Origin of the sequence: Chlorobaculum thiosulfatiphilum (genome assembly GCF_006265165.1) — a bacterium.
GTDB classification, from domain to species: Bacteria; Bacteroidota; Chlorobiia; order Chlorobiales; family Chlorobiaceae; genus Chlorobaculum; species Chlorobaculum thiosulfatiphilum.
Map to the genome: position 1 here is coordinate 44,069 of NZ_VDCH01000007.1, position 15,380 is coordinate 59,448.

Sequence of the window (15,380 nt, forward strand, 5' to 3'; positions counted from 1 at the left end):
GGACTTTAGCCGTTATCCGGCATTTTCGTGCTCCCGCTGATCCGGATCACGATGCAGGTGACGTCGTCCTCAAAATTGGTGCAGCCGCAGAACTCCATGAGCGCCGCCTCGATTTTTTCGACAATCGCTTCGGTCGGCAGCGCGGCGTGCTCTTCGAGGAGCGCACTGAAGCGCTCGATGCCGAAAAGCTCGTCACCGGGCGAACGGTTTTCGGTGATGCCGTCGGAGTAGAGCACGAGCAGGTCGTTCTCATCGACGGCGAACTCCGCCTGCCGATACTCCTCCTTTTCAATCATCCCCATGGGCAGATTGCCGCCCTTGACCAGACGGCAGCGTCCCGTCTTCGCCGGCAGGTGGATGAGCGGGTTGTGGCCGCAATCCACGAAGGAGGCCTGCCGGTTTTTCAGATCGAGCCGCACGAACAGAAGGGTGGCGAACATGCCGAGATCGATCAGCTCGTGAATGCACCGCTCGTGGATTTTTCCGACGATGCGCTCCAGCGGCGGCAGCGCTTCCGGGCTTTTGCGCTCTTCGGCGATGCTCTTCAGAAAGAGCGACTTCAGCCCCGCGCTCACCAGCGCCGACTGGATGCCGTGGCCCATCACGTCGCCGATGAGCAGGTCGGCCCGCAACGGATCGTACTCGATCAGCTCGGTGAAATCGCCGTCGAGATGGCCGGAGGAGTGCATCAGGTAGCTGATTTCGATGTGCCGGAGCGTGATGGGAGCCTGGCTCTGCAACAGCTTCTTCTCGATCTGCGACTCCAGCTCTTTTTGCATGGTTTCGTACTGTTTGCGGCTCTTCTCCTCCTCGATCCTCGTGCTGATGTCCCGCGCGATGAGCACACTGTGCGGGCCGCTTTCCAGATGCACGCACCCTCGCGAAATTTCGAGCGGCAGGCGAGAGCCATCCTTCCGGAGTCCCTCGATCTGGATGACGAGGTTCGCGCAGCTCCTGGCCAGAAGGGCGGAGTCGCAGGAGACCAGATCATTCAGCTCCAGCGCCGTCGAGGTCTCCGGAAAAATTTCGGAGACCGGCTGCGCGGGGTGCTCGCTTCTGCGGTAGCCGAACATCACTTCCGCCGCCGTGTTCCGGTAGCGGACCAGGCCGCTGCCGTCGAGCATGAAGACGGCGTCCTGCGCCGCGTCGTTCATCGATCGGAACTGCGCCTCGCTTCTTTTCAGATCGCCGGCGAGTTTTTCGAGCGTGGCGTTGGCGTCAGTCAGTTGCCCGTTTTTGAGTGAAATTTCGTCGAACAGCTCTTCGCGTTCGAGCTTCATGCAGTAGTAGTCGAGGGCGTCGTTCAGGATGTTTTTGAACGATTCAGGCTCGACAGGCTTGGGAATGAAACGGAAAATCTCGCCCTTGTTGACCGATTCGATGATCTGCTCGATGTCCTGCGAGCCGCTGACGATCATCCGCAGCGTACCGGGGTAGAGACGCTTGACCTCCTTGATGAGATCCAGACCGTTCATGCCCGGCATCCGAAGGTCGGAAACGACCAGATCGACAGGGGTTTTCGCCAGCAGTTCGAGCGCTTCGACGGCGTTGTCCACGAAGAATTTCCGGTACTCCTCCCGCCGCAGGAAGCGGTTGAGCGAGTGGAGAATGTCAGACTCGTCATCGACGAAAAGGATGGCGAGTTCGTCACGTTGTTTCATGATGGTGTCGATGCTTCGGCGGCTTTCAGCGGCAGCCGGATGGTGAAGACCGATCCCCCTTCCGGTGGGCAGGAGACGGTGAGGCTGCCGCCATGCTTGTTGGCGATGATGTCGTACGAAATGCTCAGGCCGAGGCCGGTGCCCTTGCCGGGATCCTTGGTAGTGAAGAACGGCTCGAAAATCCGGTTCCGGATCTCCGCCGGAATGCCTGGCCCGTCGTCGGCGATGGTGCACCATACCTGGCCGTCGCCGTCGCCAGTCTCGATGACGATCCGCCCTTTTTCGTGCCGCTTTTGCGAGGCGATGGCGTGGGCGCAGTTGACGACGATGTTCAGGAAAACCTGGTTGATCTGCTCCGGATTGCAGGGCGCGGGCGGCAGCTCGCCGAGGCGGGTCTCGACTTCGGCATAGTAGCGGTACTCGTTCTGCGCGATGATGAGCGTGTCGCGGATGCCCTGGTTGAGGTCGAACGGCACTCGCTGGTCGAGCGCGTGGCGGAACGAGAAGTTGCGCATACTGCTCAAAATGGTGCCGATCCGCTCGAAGCCCCGCCGCGATTCGTCGAACAGCTCCGGCAGCTCGTCGAGCACTTCATCCACCTTCAGTTTTTTCTCCAGAGCCTTGAGCCTTTCCATCGCTTCGGGGGCCGGGCCGGAGTGTTCGATCTCCTGGAAAACGGCCCGGTACTCCCTGATGAGACGGCCCAAATCGTTGACATCCTCCCGGAGCGTGGCGAAATTGATTCTGACGAAGTTGACCGGATTGTTGATTTCGTGCGCCAGACCGGCGGCGAGCTGGCCGATCGAGGCGAGCTTTTCCTGGAGAATCATCTGCTGGTGAGTCACTTCGAGTTCCCGCGTACGCTCATCGACCCGCTCTTCGAGCGTCTGGTTGAGTTCCCGCAATTTTTCCTCGTTGCGTTTCCGCTCGGAAATATCGAGGCACAGACCGCGAACGCCGACAGGTATGCCCCGCCGGATGATCGGTTCGCTGTAAATAAGAATGGGAAATGCGGCGCCATCTTTTTTCAGCGCTGTGTACTCGTGATTGTCAATGGCCGTTCCCTGGATTCTTGCCGCCATGTTCTGCAATACCCTCTGGCGATCAACCGGAGCAAACAGCCTGGTCGCTTCGAATTCCTGCTCTTCTATGTCGTTTCTGCTGTAGCCGAAAAGGTCGAGTCCGGCCTTGTTGGAAAAGACGATATTGCCTTTCAGATCGACCTCGAAGACCGGTTGCAACAGCAGATTGGCAAGTTCCTGAAAGCTTTGTTCGCTTTCGGCCAGCGCCTCCTGCTCCTTTTTGCGCTGGGTAATATCTTGCTTGATGCTGATGAAATGGATGATCTCCGCGTCCGGGCCGATGATCGGGCAGACGATGCAGTATTCGGTGTAATGTTCTCCGTTTTTTTTGCGGTTGACGATCTCTCCCTGCCAGATTTTACCGGCGTTGATGGTCTCCCAGAAGTTCCGGTAAAAGAGCTTCGAGTTCACGCCAGAGTTCAGGATGCTCATGGGCTGGCCTTTCGCCTCCGTCTCCGTGTAGCCTGAAAGCGCGGTGAATCCAGGATTGCTGTATTCGATAATGCCCTGATCACTGGTGATGACCACCGCCAGCGGAAGCTGCGTGATGGCCGCCGAGAAGAGCATCAGCTTGTTGCGAAGCTCGAACTCGGTCAGGGCGTTCCGGATGTTGATGCCAAGCCGGGTGATGTTGACCGGTTTGAGCAGATAGGCGTATGCGCCGAGGTTCATCGAGAAAATGACCTGCTCGATGTCGCTCGAACTCGAAACGATGATGACCGGAATCGATATGTTGTGCTCGCGCAGGTAGGTGAGCACTTTGTGACCGGTCTTTCTCGGTTCGTTGATGTCGAGCAGCAGCAGCTCGATCATGCAGGTGCCGAACAGCTCGATGCATGCCTCGTCGCTGTCGGCTGTCAGCGCCGTATAGCCGAGCTGCTCGACGATGGCGGCCGTATGGATTCGGGAATCGGGGTCGGCATCGACTATCAGTACTGTCGTGTACTTGTCGGGAGCATACGGTATGGTTCCCGGGCTGTCCTGAAAGGCGTTCATGAAAATCTGCCCGCGGCGTTCACTTGTTTAGCGCGCTTGCCGATCGCCGCCTTGACGCCCGAACCGGGATGCTGATAGACGTTTTGTACTGAAAAACCATCTGGCTGAATGAGGAGGTTGAGGCGCAAGTCATTATGGCCATGAGCTTTCGGCGGTGGTTGAGGTGAAAGCCGGCAGGCTTTCCGGCTGGTTGAATGAGCGCCGGTTTCAGGGTTGAACTCTACAGCTTCGCTGCCTTCAGGCACATCTGCATGAATAACCGGATGGTGACGTATGAACGGAAAACCCGGCTAAAATCGAGGCTCTCGGCATTCTGACTTGCCGGGCGGAGCGCCCTGTCTCCCTGCCTCCGCTTAACCCGCATTCATGTTTCATCTTTGCCGTTCCAGAGGCTCTCGGCGCATCGGAACTTTAAGGTTATCGCAAGCAAACTATGGTTGGTTGTTACCCAAAAAGGAGGTCTGCAAAGGATGTCCAGGGCGCTCTTCTCTCTGGTCAACCGTCAAACAAAAAAGAAAATTCGCAGGAGTATGCTGCATGAGTTGCCGAGCCTCTCTGAAAAACATTCTTTTCTCTCGTTAATTTAACATTACGTATAAATCAGATGCAACTGTGATTTTATAATCACAGTTTCTCTTTCTTGTTGTTTTTGAAGAATTTACAGCAGATTGACGAAATGCCGGACGACAAATTTTTATTAAGATAAAAAATATGATCACGCTCTTGGTATAATCGCTGAAGAACTTTCTAAATGTAAGAGCTTTTAACCGTTTTATCGATAACTCTTTTTAGTTGTCATATGCAATGCTTTCGTGATAAGGTATATGTTTTTTATATAAAACGGCTGCGCTTTTGATATAATCTTTTTTACGCAGCCTGATTAAAGCACACGTCCGAATATTTTTTCTTGTTTCAAACAAAGAAAGGAAACTCTCGCAGCATGGGGTTTGACTTGCGGAGGATAATTGCAAACGGTGGTTGCGCTCGATGATCAGTTGCGGTAGAGCTGTTCGAGCTATCGAATCTGTAAATGTGTAATGGCAAGAGAGAAAAGGCAGCGCGGATTGTGTTGACCGCTCCGGTTTCTGTGCTCCGTCCGCCTTGCACCGGGGTCGCTCATGACACTTTTTAGAGGGGGCCTTGTTTCTGGCCGTGCCCGACTTGTAGAAAAACTTTCCGCACGGTTTGCCAGCTCGCGTGTCAAGGCGTCCTTCCGAGGGCGCCAAACCCGTGCGCGTGGCGCTGCGGTTGTTTTTTTGACGGGTTATGGCGTATGTTTCCGTAACAAGAGATTCTGAACTCCTGAAAACGAAACTATCCGGAGTACCATGAAAAGCTTTGCAGCATCTATTCGTAACGGGGAGACGGGCTTCTCCGTCCATAATTCGGTGTTTCTGCCGTTTCACTGCGAAATTATCAGTATCTGGATTGGCAAGGAGATGTCGCTGCTCTCGGTGCCGGACGAGATCACCGATCTTCTCGATACCGAAGTGATCGGCATCAGGGAGGGGGAGTCCTATACCAACCTTGTGTTCAGGAAATGGGGCGATCTTGCCAGGGAACTGGGCAATCACAAAGGCCATATCATCCTTCACGCCGCCGAGAAGGGCGAGGATATTTTCAAAGACGAGAACCGTCAGTATATAAAAATCGGGTTTCATGACCATCGAAAGGAGCTCTCGTTCGAGATCGTCAACGATCCGTTCGAGTTGTAGGATGGTTCGCGGAAGTTTTTCGGAGCTTCCGTGCGTTTGTCTCTGTGCCGGGATGCTGTTCCGGCACGGCTTTGATCAACTATCCGCTCTGCCATGATCAGGTCTTTGCTGCGTATTTTCAGCCTGCGACAGGACGCCGAAGCGTTCGACGCGGTGCAAACGGCGGTCGAAGCCGATATCGTGTTTCGCGGCGCGCGAATCTGGGTGCTGATTTCGGCCATCATCCTCGCCTCGGTCGGCCTCAACATGAACTCCAATGCGGTCATCATCGGCGCGATGCTCATTTCGCCGATCATGGGGCCGATCAACGGCATGGGCTACAGCCTGGCCACCTACGATTTTCCGCTGCTCCGGCGTTCATTCAAGAACTTCTCGTTCGCGGTGGCGTCGAGCCTGCTCGCCTCGACTCTTTATTTCGCCATCACGCCCCTCTCCAGCGCGCACTCCGAGCTGCTGGCCCGCACGAGTCCCACCATCTACGACGTGCTGATCGCGCTCTTTGGCGGTCTGGCCGGATCGATCTCCCTGACCACCAAGCTCAAAGGCAACGTGGTGCCGGGCGTGGCGATCGCCACGGCGCTCATGCCGCCGCTCTGCACGGCGGGTTTTGGCATTGCGACCGGTCAGTTCACCTTTTTTTTCGGGGCGCTCTACCTTTTTACGATCAACAGCGTTTTCATCGGCTTGGCCAACGTCGGTTTTGCGCGCCTGATGCGCATTCCCTTGCGCTCTTCCCTCGATGCAGAGAAGCGAACCCGCATCAACCGTATGATAACGGCGGTCATCCTCGTCACGCTGATTCCGAGCGTTTATTTCGGTTACGTGCTTGTCGAGAAAGAGCATTTCATCGACACGGCCACGCGGTTCGTGCGAACCGTCAGCCTGTTCAAAGGGGATTTTCTGCTTCGATACGAGATCGATGGCGACACGCGCGTGATTACGATGGTGTATGGCGGTCATCCGCTGACCGCCGACGACAAGGCGGAATTGAGTCGGCGGGCCGAAACGTTCGGTCTCGAAAAAACGGTCCTGAAGTTCGAGCAGGGGCTGGTGATCACCAACGGCGAGGAGTATCTCGACAAACTGAACCAGATGGAGGAGACGGATCGCCAGAAGCTTGAAATCGCCCGCCTCAACGCGGCGCTGCAAACGAACATCCGCCAGCAGGACAGCCTGCGCCAGGTCAGTTATATCGGCCTGAAACTGCTCAGAGAGCTCAAGCCGCTTTTTCCCCAGATCACGAGCTGCCTCTACGCCGAACCCTGGCTCTTTTCGGACAGCACGGGAACCAGGCCGCTGCAACGGAGCTACGTACTGCTGTCATCGGCAAAACCCGTCGATCGGGCTGACCGCGCCAAGGTCGAGCGCTGGCTCAAGGCAAGGTTGCAGAACGACAGCCTGCGCGTGGTGTTTGAGTGAGCGTGAATGGATGTGGGGAGTATATTAGACCTGAATTTAGCGATTCTTAACCGCGCATAGGGCCTAAGTGTATATTTTTTAATATTTTATATCATTATTGAGTACTCGCTTGCTGCATGCGATTGCTTGTGATAAATATATTATTATATAATAATAAGTTATAGTCTTAAGATCAGCCGTTTTCTTACAGGAATCGCTCAACTTAGGTTAGACTTCAGCTTTATGGAGCCGCTAAAACGACATGTGGAATCTTCTGCTCGTTGGGACTGATAGTTTGAGCAAATCGAAATTTAGGTGCAGGAATGTCGTCAGAAAACTTGCGAAAAGCAGTATTGTAAAAGTTGCGAAGTATAAAACTGCCAAAAATAAGAGGGCTAACAGGGGAGCATACTGGAATTCTGCAATTCTCGTATTGTCCCAGCGTCAAATGAGAATATGGATGATCCACATCAATGTAGCGAGCCTCGTCAGCATTGAAATCAAAGCGTATTGGAAAAGGAACGATATTGTGTGCGACAATATCCGCATAAATGTCGTCTGAAAGGTAAATCTCTGGCTCGTTCTGAAATTGCTCTAAATCAGGCGATGGAAAATAACCGAGATTATGTTCAACCAATTTCCCCGCCTCAAATCGATATCGAAGACAAACCAAAGCACCATCAAGAAGCTTCATATTGAAGCAATTCGCATCAGATAGCGTACTATAAATATCTCGATACGAGACATTCCTTAATGCAACTGTGAGCGCACTTGCGTTCTTAACAGTAATCTCGAAATTGGATTTTGGATCGCCATGGGTTGAGGGGAAGTTCTGCTCGTTTGATAGACTCAGGCCAACTAAGTTGGCAGTAAGTGCCTCGATCTCAGAAAGTGTGTCAGTTGCTCTCATGGGATTGGCCTCACTTTCTTATGCTGTTCAAGAAATTCTGTAGCTTCTTGACGGTATCTTCCGGGTAATCCTCAATAAACGTTTCCCCCGATTCAAGGGACTCAAGCAAGTCCTGCAATGTATGTTGTTTCTGATCAAGTCGCTCCTTTTCAGTTTTTGACATGTCCCGATTGACGATAGTCATTTTTTGACGTTGACCCTCGGTCGGATAATCAAATGAGAGCTTAAAACCCGAATCTTTAACACTTTCAAATTCTTCTTTTAATGCCATCATATTAGGACCAACACCTAATACGCGGACCCAAGCTTTACTACGGGTGATCGCGGTGAAAAGGCGATTGCGAACACGGGCAAGATCACGTGGCAGAAAAGCTGAAAAACAGTCTTGCGCATTAATGATGTAAACCATTCCGGCTTCATTACCCTTAGCCCGAAAAATACCAGTGAATGTTACAGTTCCTGGTTCTGAAAAGATGTCTGCCGAGTTCGTCACACCAGCAAGATTGGAGTTGACCCCTTTCTGCAAGAGCGCTCGTCGCGCAGAGCCAACAGCCTCCTTGGTCGTTAATGGATTTGGATTAATGACGATAATGTCATCCGGTAGCAGCTCATCCTTGGTAAGGTTCTCAAGAACACCCTCAACTAACCGGTCAATTTGAGCCTCATTTGAGTCAAAAACCTCGAAAGAAATCAGATCCTCAATCGAGGAATGCTTTTCTAAAAATTCAGGGCTAGATTCCGAGGTTCTCTCAAGTGTAACCTTCTTCCCATCAACAAGTTCCCCTTTTGTTACTGAGTAGCCCACATCAAGCCAGAGATGACTGTTTTCGAAAATCTGAACCAATCCTTTTTGGCGATAGATTCCAAAGCCCAAGGCATGCGCCGACGTCAACACTGGGCGAGAGTTCCGATAACAAGTATCAAGAACAATGTCCTGTTTCGGTTTGCCTGGCTCTTTCGGATACAGAATCACACGGGGTGTTCCATCAGATTTTTTACCAAAGATATCCTCCATTGGAGGGAGTGAACGCATACCGAGATTCTGGAGCTCGTCATATGCGTAAACAAGGCGTTTTGGTTCTTTTAAAAGTTCATAACAAAGCAGCAAGAAGTTAGGAGCGAAATCTTGGGCTTCATCGACGAAAATCGCATCATACTTTGGGATAAATTGCTTAGCACTCTCCAGAGCAATGTCGCATGCGTCTTGAAACTCCTTATTTCTAGAGAACTTCGCAAGGGCACTCCGATAGTCGAAATACTCGACACCATGATCTCTGCAGAACTCGAAGTAAATTCCTGCTCTATCTTGCCCACCAGGTGCGCCCCAAGCATTTAGAATTCTAATCTTATCCCAATCCGGTACTGCATTAGCCTGTTCTTGAACAAATGTCGTGATCAGCGTCTCAAATTGCTTTTTGAGAGATCGGGTATTGAATGTGATCGCAATGTCCCAATCAGGATGCCTGGCGTGCAAATAGGCGACTTTCAGTGCTAAAACAATTGTTTTCCCAGAGCCAGCCAACCCGCGAATCCTTTGAACGCCCTCGAATGTTTCAACAACTGCTGCACTTTGCTGCATATCAAGGTTTGCAATTGAGTCTTCGAGTGCTTTGATTTTAGTGCCTTTAGAATTGGGGTCTTTTATGTCGCGTCTGCGGCGACCACGGCGAAGGGTTGAAATAGCCTGAATAACCGAAACCAACTGATTGAAAATTTCGTCATCTTGATTATCCAAGGTATCTATCGTGGCAATCAGATTATGTTTATTGCAAAGCGGATAGTCTTCTTTTGAGTAGGGGTCAAGATTGGCCACAATTGGTGCGAATGTCACAGTGTGGATTTCGACTCTGAGTTGCCGTTTCCGAATGAGTGTTTGGTGCTGCAGGAGTTTTGCCTGCATTTTATTGAATGCCTCATCCTGTTCATAATCGTATTCGCCAACTTCTCGCCCTTCAATAAGGTTGAATAAGATTAGCCCCTTCTGTGGCGATACCAAGAGGGCATCAATTGGAAATGATCCATCAGGTGTTCCTATGATCGGATATCCAATGTACAGCGTTCCATCAAGTTTCTGCTCAGAAGAGAGCGTTTCTGCCAACTGCTTACTGGAAACTGGTTTTACAGTGCTGCCCCAGACGGTATTGATCATAATTTTATCCTGTTGCTGATAACTGTTTTAGTCAGTCACATCTAAATCAATAATTAATACAATGTTTTTACGTTTCGGCTTTAATTTTGTGCTCGATTCAATGCGGTTTTGGGATGGGGAAACCTTTCAGTCAAGTAACGTTCATTTTTCAATGTAGATAATCGCCTGCTTTTATAAGCATTTCTGAAAGAAAAATTACGGAGGATGGGGGGCTTGGGGGACTCAGCGGGACGGCTTTTCCAAGTCGTCCCGCTTTGTTTGTTTCAGGATTTGGGGTGCAATGGCGTGAGGGTACTTTCCATCAACTCTGCCAGCATCCGGTACGCATCCAGCTTCGCGCCTGCTTGCAGGTCGGCGGTGAACTGCGGCGTCCAGCGGCTCATGTGCTGCTGCGTGAAGCGTTCCGAGGCTTTGCGGGCGTCCGCGCTGATGGCGTTGTCGAGCGACTCGGCGGAGGCGAGGAAGGCGAGGAATTCGAGTTCGGTGGCGAGGTGGTCGATCAGGCCCGGCTCGACTGACATCTCCCATTCGGCGTAGGCGGCGGCCACGGCTACGGCGGCGTCACCGTGCATCCGCTTTTCGAGATAGACCGACTCATACGGCGGGCAGACGGTGCGCGGGTAGCCGTTGAGAAAGAGGCGGGTATATTCGGCTTGCAGCGGCTCGGTCTCCTCCCGCTCGAAGGCGGCGACGAGGGCGAGCAGTTCGTCGCGATTTGCGTCGATCTTGCCGAGCGCTTCGTTCAGCGCGGGGATGAACGCCTCGTTCGGGAAGGCGAGGCATTGGCTCAGGAATTTGAAGCGGTGGGCTTTTTGGAGTGGCGTGGTCATGATTGGTCAAACGATGGACGCCCGGCGTTCCGTTGTTTCGGATGCCGGGCGTCGGGATTGTCGGGTTCTGGCGGGCTTACCAGGGAAACTGGAACATACCGGCCTTGAGCACGTAGATACGCAAAAGGTAGCCGCCGACGAGCACCAGCGAACTGGCGACCAGAATCGGCAGGGCGGACTTGCGGCCCTCGTTGCCGTGCCCTCTGAAGAAGATGCTGTAGGTCTCGATGGCCAGCGGCACGATCAGGCCGGCCACGAAGAAGCCGGCGATGAAGACCGGGCTGTGGAACAGGAACTCGGCGGAGGCTCGCGCGCCGGTGGGCAGGAACATCGCGAAGTTGAAGTACGCGCCGAGGATAATCAGCTCGGTGACGATCAGCACGGCGTCGAGCTGTTCGAGCCTGGATGCGATTTTGTGCGCCCCCTCGTTATCGGAGAAGGTGGAGAGCAGCAAGAGGAACGCCGCGCCGGTCGAAAATCCGGAGATAACGAAGAGCAGGGGCAGGGCGGGCGTGTTCCAGAAGTTGATGGCCGGGGCCGCCGAAATCAACAGGCCGGTGTAGATGGCCACCAGAAACCCCGCCGCCGAACCGCCGAGAGCGGCCAGGTTGTTGAAGCGCTCCAGAAGGCCGAGGATCGGTTCCGGAATTTTCCGGATGAACGGCTCAAGCTTCGGCCACGCTTCGAGCAGCGGTATCACATAGGTGATGGCCGCAATGAAGTAGAAGTTGATGAAGACCACGCCCCAGAAAATCCACGATTTTGGATTGGTCAGGGCATAGATCGCTTTCAGTGGCTGGAGCATGTCGGCGAGCAGGAAGACGGTGCCGATGACCAGAAACGCGATCGATGACATGACGGCCACGGAAACCATTTTGCGGTCGCACCCCTCGAAGAGGTGGATTATCGCGCTGATGGCGAAGGTGGCGCCTCCCAGACCTCCAAGAAACAGGTAGGTCGCGATTTGCCAGTGCCATACTTCCTGATGTACAAACGTCATAATGAGTGCCCTCCTTGCTATGATGGGATGTAGAATACTTTCGGAGAGGTGCCAAGGCCCTGGTTCAGCGGTTGAGCCTTGCCACTCCGGGCGAGCTTGTGCACCTCGCTCTTGCTGTCGTCCAGGTCGCCGAAGATTCTCGTGTGCGTCGGGCAGGTCGCCACGCAGGCAGGCTCCAGCTTCTCGGCCAGGCGCTGCACGCAGAAGGTGCACTTGTCAACGTGCGGCATTTCGTGCGAAACGTTCTCGCCGTACAGCTCGCGCTCCTTGTCAACATCCTTGCCGTCGTAGGCGTAGCGGGCGTCGTAGGGGCAGGCGATGCAGCAGGCGTAGCAGCCGATGCAGCGGTCGTAGTTGACCAGCACGATGCCGTTCTTGTCCATGTGCGTCGCTCCGGTTGGGCAAGCCGACAGGCACGGCGTGTTTTCGCAGTGCATACAGAGGCGCGGAAGCTGCACCCGGCGCACATCAGGGAAGACGCCCTGCTCCTTGTCTTCGACATGCGTCCGGAACTTCTCGCTCCAGAACGGCGTCTGGTTTTCGGTCGAACATGCCGCCATGCAGGCCTGACAGCCGACGCAGGTACGCATATCCATTACCATTCCATAACGGGCCATAGATACTTACTCCTCCAGTTAACTGTTTACAGGCTTGACGCTTACGGTGAACTCCTGCGACATGAACGACGCCGCGATCGGCTCGATGCTGTAGGGCATCAGTTCGTTCAGCGCGGTGCCCTTGCCTCCGGCGACGCTGAGCTTTTTGTTCCTGCTGCCGTAGGCCGAGGGCAAAAAGACCGTGTCGGGCCGGATCATTTCGGTGGTGAAGAGCGTGGCTTTCACCTTCGGGCCGTAGCGCAGGTTGGTGATTTCGACCTCCTGGCCGTTCGACAAGCCGAGCGTTTTGGCCTTCGTCGCGTTCATCCACAGCCCCATGAACTGGCCTTTTTTCGGTTCGGTGACCGCGGCGAGCAGCGCGTTGTTGTTGTTGGTCGAGGCGTGGGAGACCACCGGCACCTTGCCGTAGGTGAAGTAGAACTCGTCCGCGCCGAGATTGTTCTTGTCCCCCTTTTCGGTGAGCACGCGCGGCACGTAGCCGAGCACGGGATTGAAGATCGGCTGCGCTCCGGCTTTTGCGGTGAACGATTCGAGAATCGGGCTGAACAGCTCAAGCCTTCCCGACATGGTCGGCACGGGAATCTTGCGCGGCAGATTCATCTCTTCGACCACCTCGTCGGCGTTTTTGAGCAAGAGCAGGCCCTTGTCCCTGATGGTGGCCTCGACCTCTGCGCCGGTCATCTCCTTGCCGGTAAGCTTGCCGGAGAACTTGCCCATCGCTACGTAAGCTGTTTTGAGGAACGCCTCGTTGAGCGGCTTTTTGGCCTGTTGCGCGGCTTTCACTTCGCGCTTGAGCATGTCGGCGTCGAGACCCGCGTAGTTGGCGATGCCGTCGAGGTACGGCTCCAGCTTGCCCATGCGGCGCGTGATTTCGCAGAGCATGTCGGTGGTGTCGCGCGTGTCGTAGAGCGGCTCGATGGCCCGCAGGCGCGTCGTGTAGCCGATGCCGGTTTCGGGGCCGAGCGGATAGAGGAGCGGCTCGTTGCGCTCCAGATAGGTGTGGTTCGGCAGAATCACGTCCGCGTAGAGCGTCGTGTCGGACGGCAGCACATCGATGGCCACGACGAGGTCGAGATTCGGGCTGCTGAGAATCTCCTCCCAGCGCTTTGCCGGGAAGTAGTGGCGGATCGGGTTGGCCGCGTTCATGATAAGCGCCTTCATCCGGTAGGGTTCGCCGTTGAAGGTCAGTTCGCCCCTGACCGCTTCGTACAGGCCGGTGTCGGCCATCGCGGGCAGGAAGGCCGAGGGCTTGCCCTGCTTTTGCTGCTCCATCGCCCAGGCGAAGGACAATGCGGGCTTGCCATGCTCCCAGGCCGCCGGGTTGCCGAAGATGTCGAGCAGGCCGTGGGCGAAGCCCATGCCGGGGCGCTCGACCGGCGGCTCCTTGCTGTTGTCAACGCCGTGCTGAATGTTGTGCCACGCCTTTTCGGAGCGGTGGTGGTACTCGCCGCTCATCATCCAGCCGCCCGGCTTGTCGATGCCGCCGACCAGCGTCTGGATGATCGCCTGCAGGCGGCGCTGGCCGATGAGGTGGTGGTAGCGCGCGCCCATCCAGCCGGGATCGACCATCGCGGGCCGCGCCTGGCCGAACTCGATCGAGATGCGCCGGATCGTCGAGGCCGGAATGTCGGTGATGGCCGCCGCCCATTCGGGAGTGAAGGGTTCGGACTCCTCGACGAAGAGGTCGAACACCGTCGAGACCTTGCGGCCTTTCCAGGCGAGGCCTGCCGGAGCGTTGAGCGCGGGCTGGATGCGCGCGCCGCCCGCCGCTTTATCGTTGCTGTTTGTGTAAGCCGGAACCGCGCGAATGCCGCCGCCAATGGCGTCGTAAACGTAATAGTTTGAAGGCTTTCCATCCTTGCCCGCGTCGGCGGCGAGGTGCACCGAACCGTTCTCGTCCCTGAAAGCGAGGAACGGCGCGTTGGTGTGCTTCGAGACGAAGTCGGCGTCGTAGAGCTTTTCGCGCAGCAGCGTGTGCAGCATCGCCAAGAAGAAGGCGTGATCGGTGCCCGGCTTGACCGGAATCCACTCGTCGGCCTTCGAGGCCAGCTCGCCCATGCGCGGATCGAGGCAGACCACCTTCGCGCCGTTCTTCTTGGCCTCGCCGAAGCGCACGGCGCGGGCGGTCGAAATCGCCGCCACCGAGGCGTTGTTCAGGCTGAAGAGAATGTAGCGGGCGTTCTCGAAGTCGGCCAGAATCTCGTCGTGCACGTTGAAGTTGCCCGTGACGAGGTCGGTGCCGAGGTGTCCCGCCGTGACGCAGTGCTGCAACGGCGAAGCGATGATATTGGGAATCTGCATGGTCTGGCAGAAGGGGAGGCTGAAGTGCATGTACGACACGCAGGCCGTCCAGCCGCCAACGAGGCTCGTTTCCCACGGGTTGATTTTCTGCAAGCGGCTGACGATGTAGCTGTACGCCTCGTCCCAGGTGGCCGCGCGGAAGTTCCACTCGCCGCGCTTGCTGCCCGCGACGCGGATCAGCGGCTGCTTGAGCCGGTCGGGGTCGTAGGTCTGGTGGAGTCCGGCCTGGCCGCGAGCGCAGATGCGACCGCGATTCAGCGGGCTGTCCACGTTGCCGTCGATCTTGACGATCCGGCGTACGCCATCGCTCTCCTTGGTCTGCACCTTGATGTCGCAGAACGAAGAGCAGAAGTTGCAGATGCTCGGCACCCAGGTGCTCGCGCCGCTTGCCGCCGCCGCCTCTGCGTTTGCGCCCGTGGCCAGGCCCCAGATCGGACGAAGCAGGGACATGCCGCCAAGTACGCCCGCCGCCGCGAGAAACTGACGGCGTGAAATGATTTTTTTATGCATAAATCTTCCCTTCAGACAGGTGGTTAATGCCGTAATTCCCTCGCGGGAAACAAATGATAGCTGGATAAGGGATGTATATCCGCCGCATATACTTCAATGGCAGATGAGCAACCAATATAGCGTGACACGAAAAAGGTTGCAAAACTTATTTTTCCCGTAACTGGTTTGATAACAATTGTTTATTGTGTTTGCAGGTCACTATTGAAGTGTG

General features: G+C 55.1%; 11 protein-coding genes. 2 read left to right on the forward strand and 9 right to left on the reverse strand.

Annotation, left to right across the window (positions count from 1 at the left end; genetic code table 11):
• Nucleotides 1-5: 5 nt before the first annotated feature.
• Genes FGF66_RS05060 through FGF66_RS05070 form a run of 3 tightly spaced genes read right to left on the reverse strand, consistent with a single transcriptional unit; the run spans nt 6 to nt 3,984 of the window.
• Nucleotides 6-1,661, reverse strand: a complete 1,656-nt coding sequence (locus FGF66_RS05060) for a SpoIIE family protein phosphatase (RefSeq protein WP_139456608.1) — start codon at nt 1,659-1,661, stop codon at nt 6-8.
• Nucleotides 1,658-3,739 carry a PAS domain S-box protein gene (locus FGF66_RS05065; protein ID WP_139456609.1) on the reverse strand — a complete coding sequence of 694 codons (2,082 nt, stop codon included), beginning with the start codon at nt 3,737-3,739 and terminating at the stop codon, nt 1,658-1,660. The genes FGF66_RS05060 and FGF66_RS05065 overlap by 4 nt, the downstream gene beginning before the upstream one ends.
• Nucleotides 3,736-3,984, reverse strand: coding sequence for a hypothetical protein (locus FGF66_RS05070; protein WP_139456610.1), 249 nt, complete (start codon nt 3,982-3,984; stop codon nt 3,736-3,738). Before FGF66_RS05070 ends, FGF66_RS05065 begins: the two co-directional genes overlap by 4 nt.
• Nucleotides 3,985-5,067: 1,083 nt before the next feature.
• On the opposite strand from FGF66_RS05070, the gene FGF66_RS05075 reads away from it, so the two are divergent.
• Together FGF66_RS05075 and FGF66_RS05080 are read left to right on the forward strand one after the other, a co-directional pair.
• Complete coding sequence (locus FGF66_RS05075; RefSeq protein WP_139456611.1) at nt 5,068-5,454, forward strand: hypothetical protein; 387 nt, start codon at nt 5,068-5,070, stop codon at nt 5,452-5,454.
• Nucleotides 5,455-5,547: 93 nt separating this feature from the next.
• Nucleotides 5,548-6,873 carry a DUF389 domain-containing protein gene (locus tag FGF66_RS05080; protein ID WP_139456612.1) on the forward strand — a complete coding sequence of 442 codons (1,326 nt, stop codon included), beginning with the start codon at nt 5,548-5,550 and terminating at the stop codon, nt 6,871-6,873.
• Between the two features lie 220 nt (nt 6,874-7,093).
• On the opposite strand, the gene FGF66_RS05085 is transcribed toward FGF66_RS05080, so the two are convergent.
• The 6 genes from FGF66_RS05085 to FGF66_RS05110 form a co-directional block, all read right to left on the reverse strand.
• The gene (locus tag FGF66_RS05085; protein WP_139456613.1) at nt 7,094-7,762 is read right to left on the reverse strand and encodes a DUF2290 domain-containing protein; all 669 of its coding nucleotides are present in this window, start codon (nt 7,760-7,762) and stop codon (nt 7,094-7,096) included.
• 10 nt (nt 7,763-7,772) lie between these two features.
• The gene (locus FGF66_RS05090; protein WP_139456614.1) at nt 7,773-9,911 is read right to left on the reverse strand and encodes a DEAD/DEAH box helicase; all 2,139 of its coding nucleotides are present in this window, start codon (nt 9,909-9,911) and stop codon (nt 7,773-7,775) included.
• 263 nt (nt 9,912-10,174) lie between these two features.
• A complete protein-coding gene (locus FGF66_RS05095) occupies nt 10,175-10,741 on the reverse strand; it encodes a TorD/DmsD family molecular chaperone (RefSeq protein ID WP_139456615.1) in 567 nt (188 codons plus the stop codon).
• A 76-nt stretch (nt 10,742-10,817) separates the two neighbouring features.
• On the reverse strand, nt 10,818-11,741 hold the full coding sequence (nrfD, locus tag FGF66_RS05100) for an NrfD/PsrC family molybdoenzyme membrane anchor subunit (RefSeq protein ID WP_129052221.1): 924 nt from the start codon (nt 11,739-11,741) through the stop codon (nt 10,818-10,820).
• Between the two features lie 17 nt (nt 11,742-11,758).
• Nucleotides 11,759-12,358, reverse strand: coding sequence for a 4Fe-4S dicluster domain-containing protein (locus FGF66_RS05105; protein WP_139456616.1), 600 nt, complete (start codon nt 12,356-12,358; stop codon nt 11,759-11,761).
• Nucleotides 12,359-12,376: 18 nt separating this feature from the next.
• A complete protein-coding gene (locus FGF66_RS05110) occupies nt 12,377-15,169 on the reverse strand; it encodes a molybdopterin-dependent oxidoreductase (protein ID WP_139456617.1) in 2,793 nt (930 codons plus the stop codon).
• Nucleotides 15,170-15,380 lie beyond the last annotated feature (211 nt).

What these genes read in the sequence shown, in the direction of transcription:
- FGF66_RS05060 (WP_139456608.1), bottom strand. Translation starts at nt 1,661, where the DNA reads ATGAAACAACGTGACGAACTCGCCATCCTTTTCGTCGATGACGAGTCT.
- FGF66_RS05065 (WP_139456609.1), bottom strand. Translation starts at nt 3,739, where the DNA reads ATGAACGCCTTTCAGGACAGCCCGGGAACCATACCGTATGCTCCCGAC.
- FGF66_RS05075 (WP_139456611.1), top strand. Translation starts at nt 5,068, where the DNA reads ATGAAAAGCTTTGCAGCATCTATTCGTAACGGGGAGACGGGCTTCTCC.
- FGF66_RS05080 (WP_139456612.1), top strand. Translation starts at nt 5,548, where the DNA reads ATGATCAGGTCTTTGCTGCGTATTTTCAGCCTGCGACAGGACGCCGAA.
- FGF66_RS05085 (WP_139456613.1), bottom strand. Translation starts at nt 7,762, where the DNA reads ATGAGAGCAACTGACACACTTTCTGAGATCGAGGCACTTACTGCCAAC.
- FGF66_RS05090 (WP_139456614.1), bottom strand. Translation starts at nt 9,911, where the DNA reads ATGATCAATACCGTCTGGGGCAGCACTGTAAAACCAGTTTCCAGTAAG.
- FGF66_RS05095 (WP_139456615.1), bottom strand. Translation starts at nt 10,741, where the DNA reads ATGACCACGCCACTCCAAAAAGCCCACCGCTTCAAATTCCTGAGCCAA.
- nrfD (WP_129052221.1), bottom strand. Translation starts at nt 11,741, where the DNA reads ATGACGTTTGTACATCAGGAAGTATGGCACTGGCAAATCGCGACCTAC.
- FGF66_RS05105 (WP_139456616.1), bottom strand. Translation starts at nt 12,358, where the DNA reads ATGGCCCGTTATGGAATGGTAATGGATATGCGTACCTGCGTCGGCTGT.
- FGF66_RS05110 (WP_139456617.1), bottom strand. Translation starts at nt 15,169, where the DNA reads ATGCATAAAAAAATCATTTCACGCCGTCAGTTTCTCGCGGCGGCGGGC.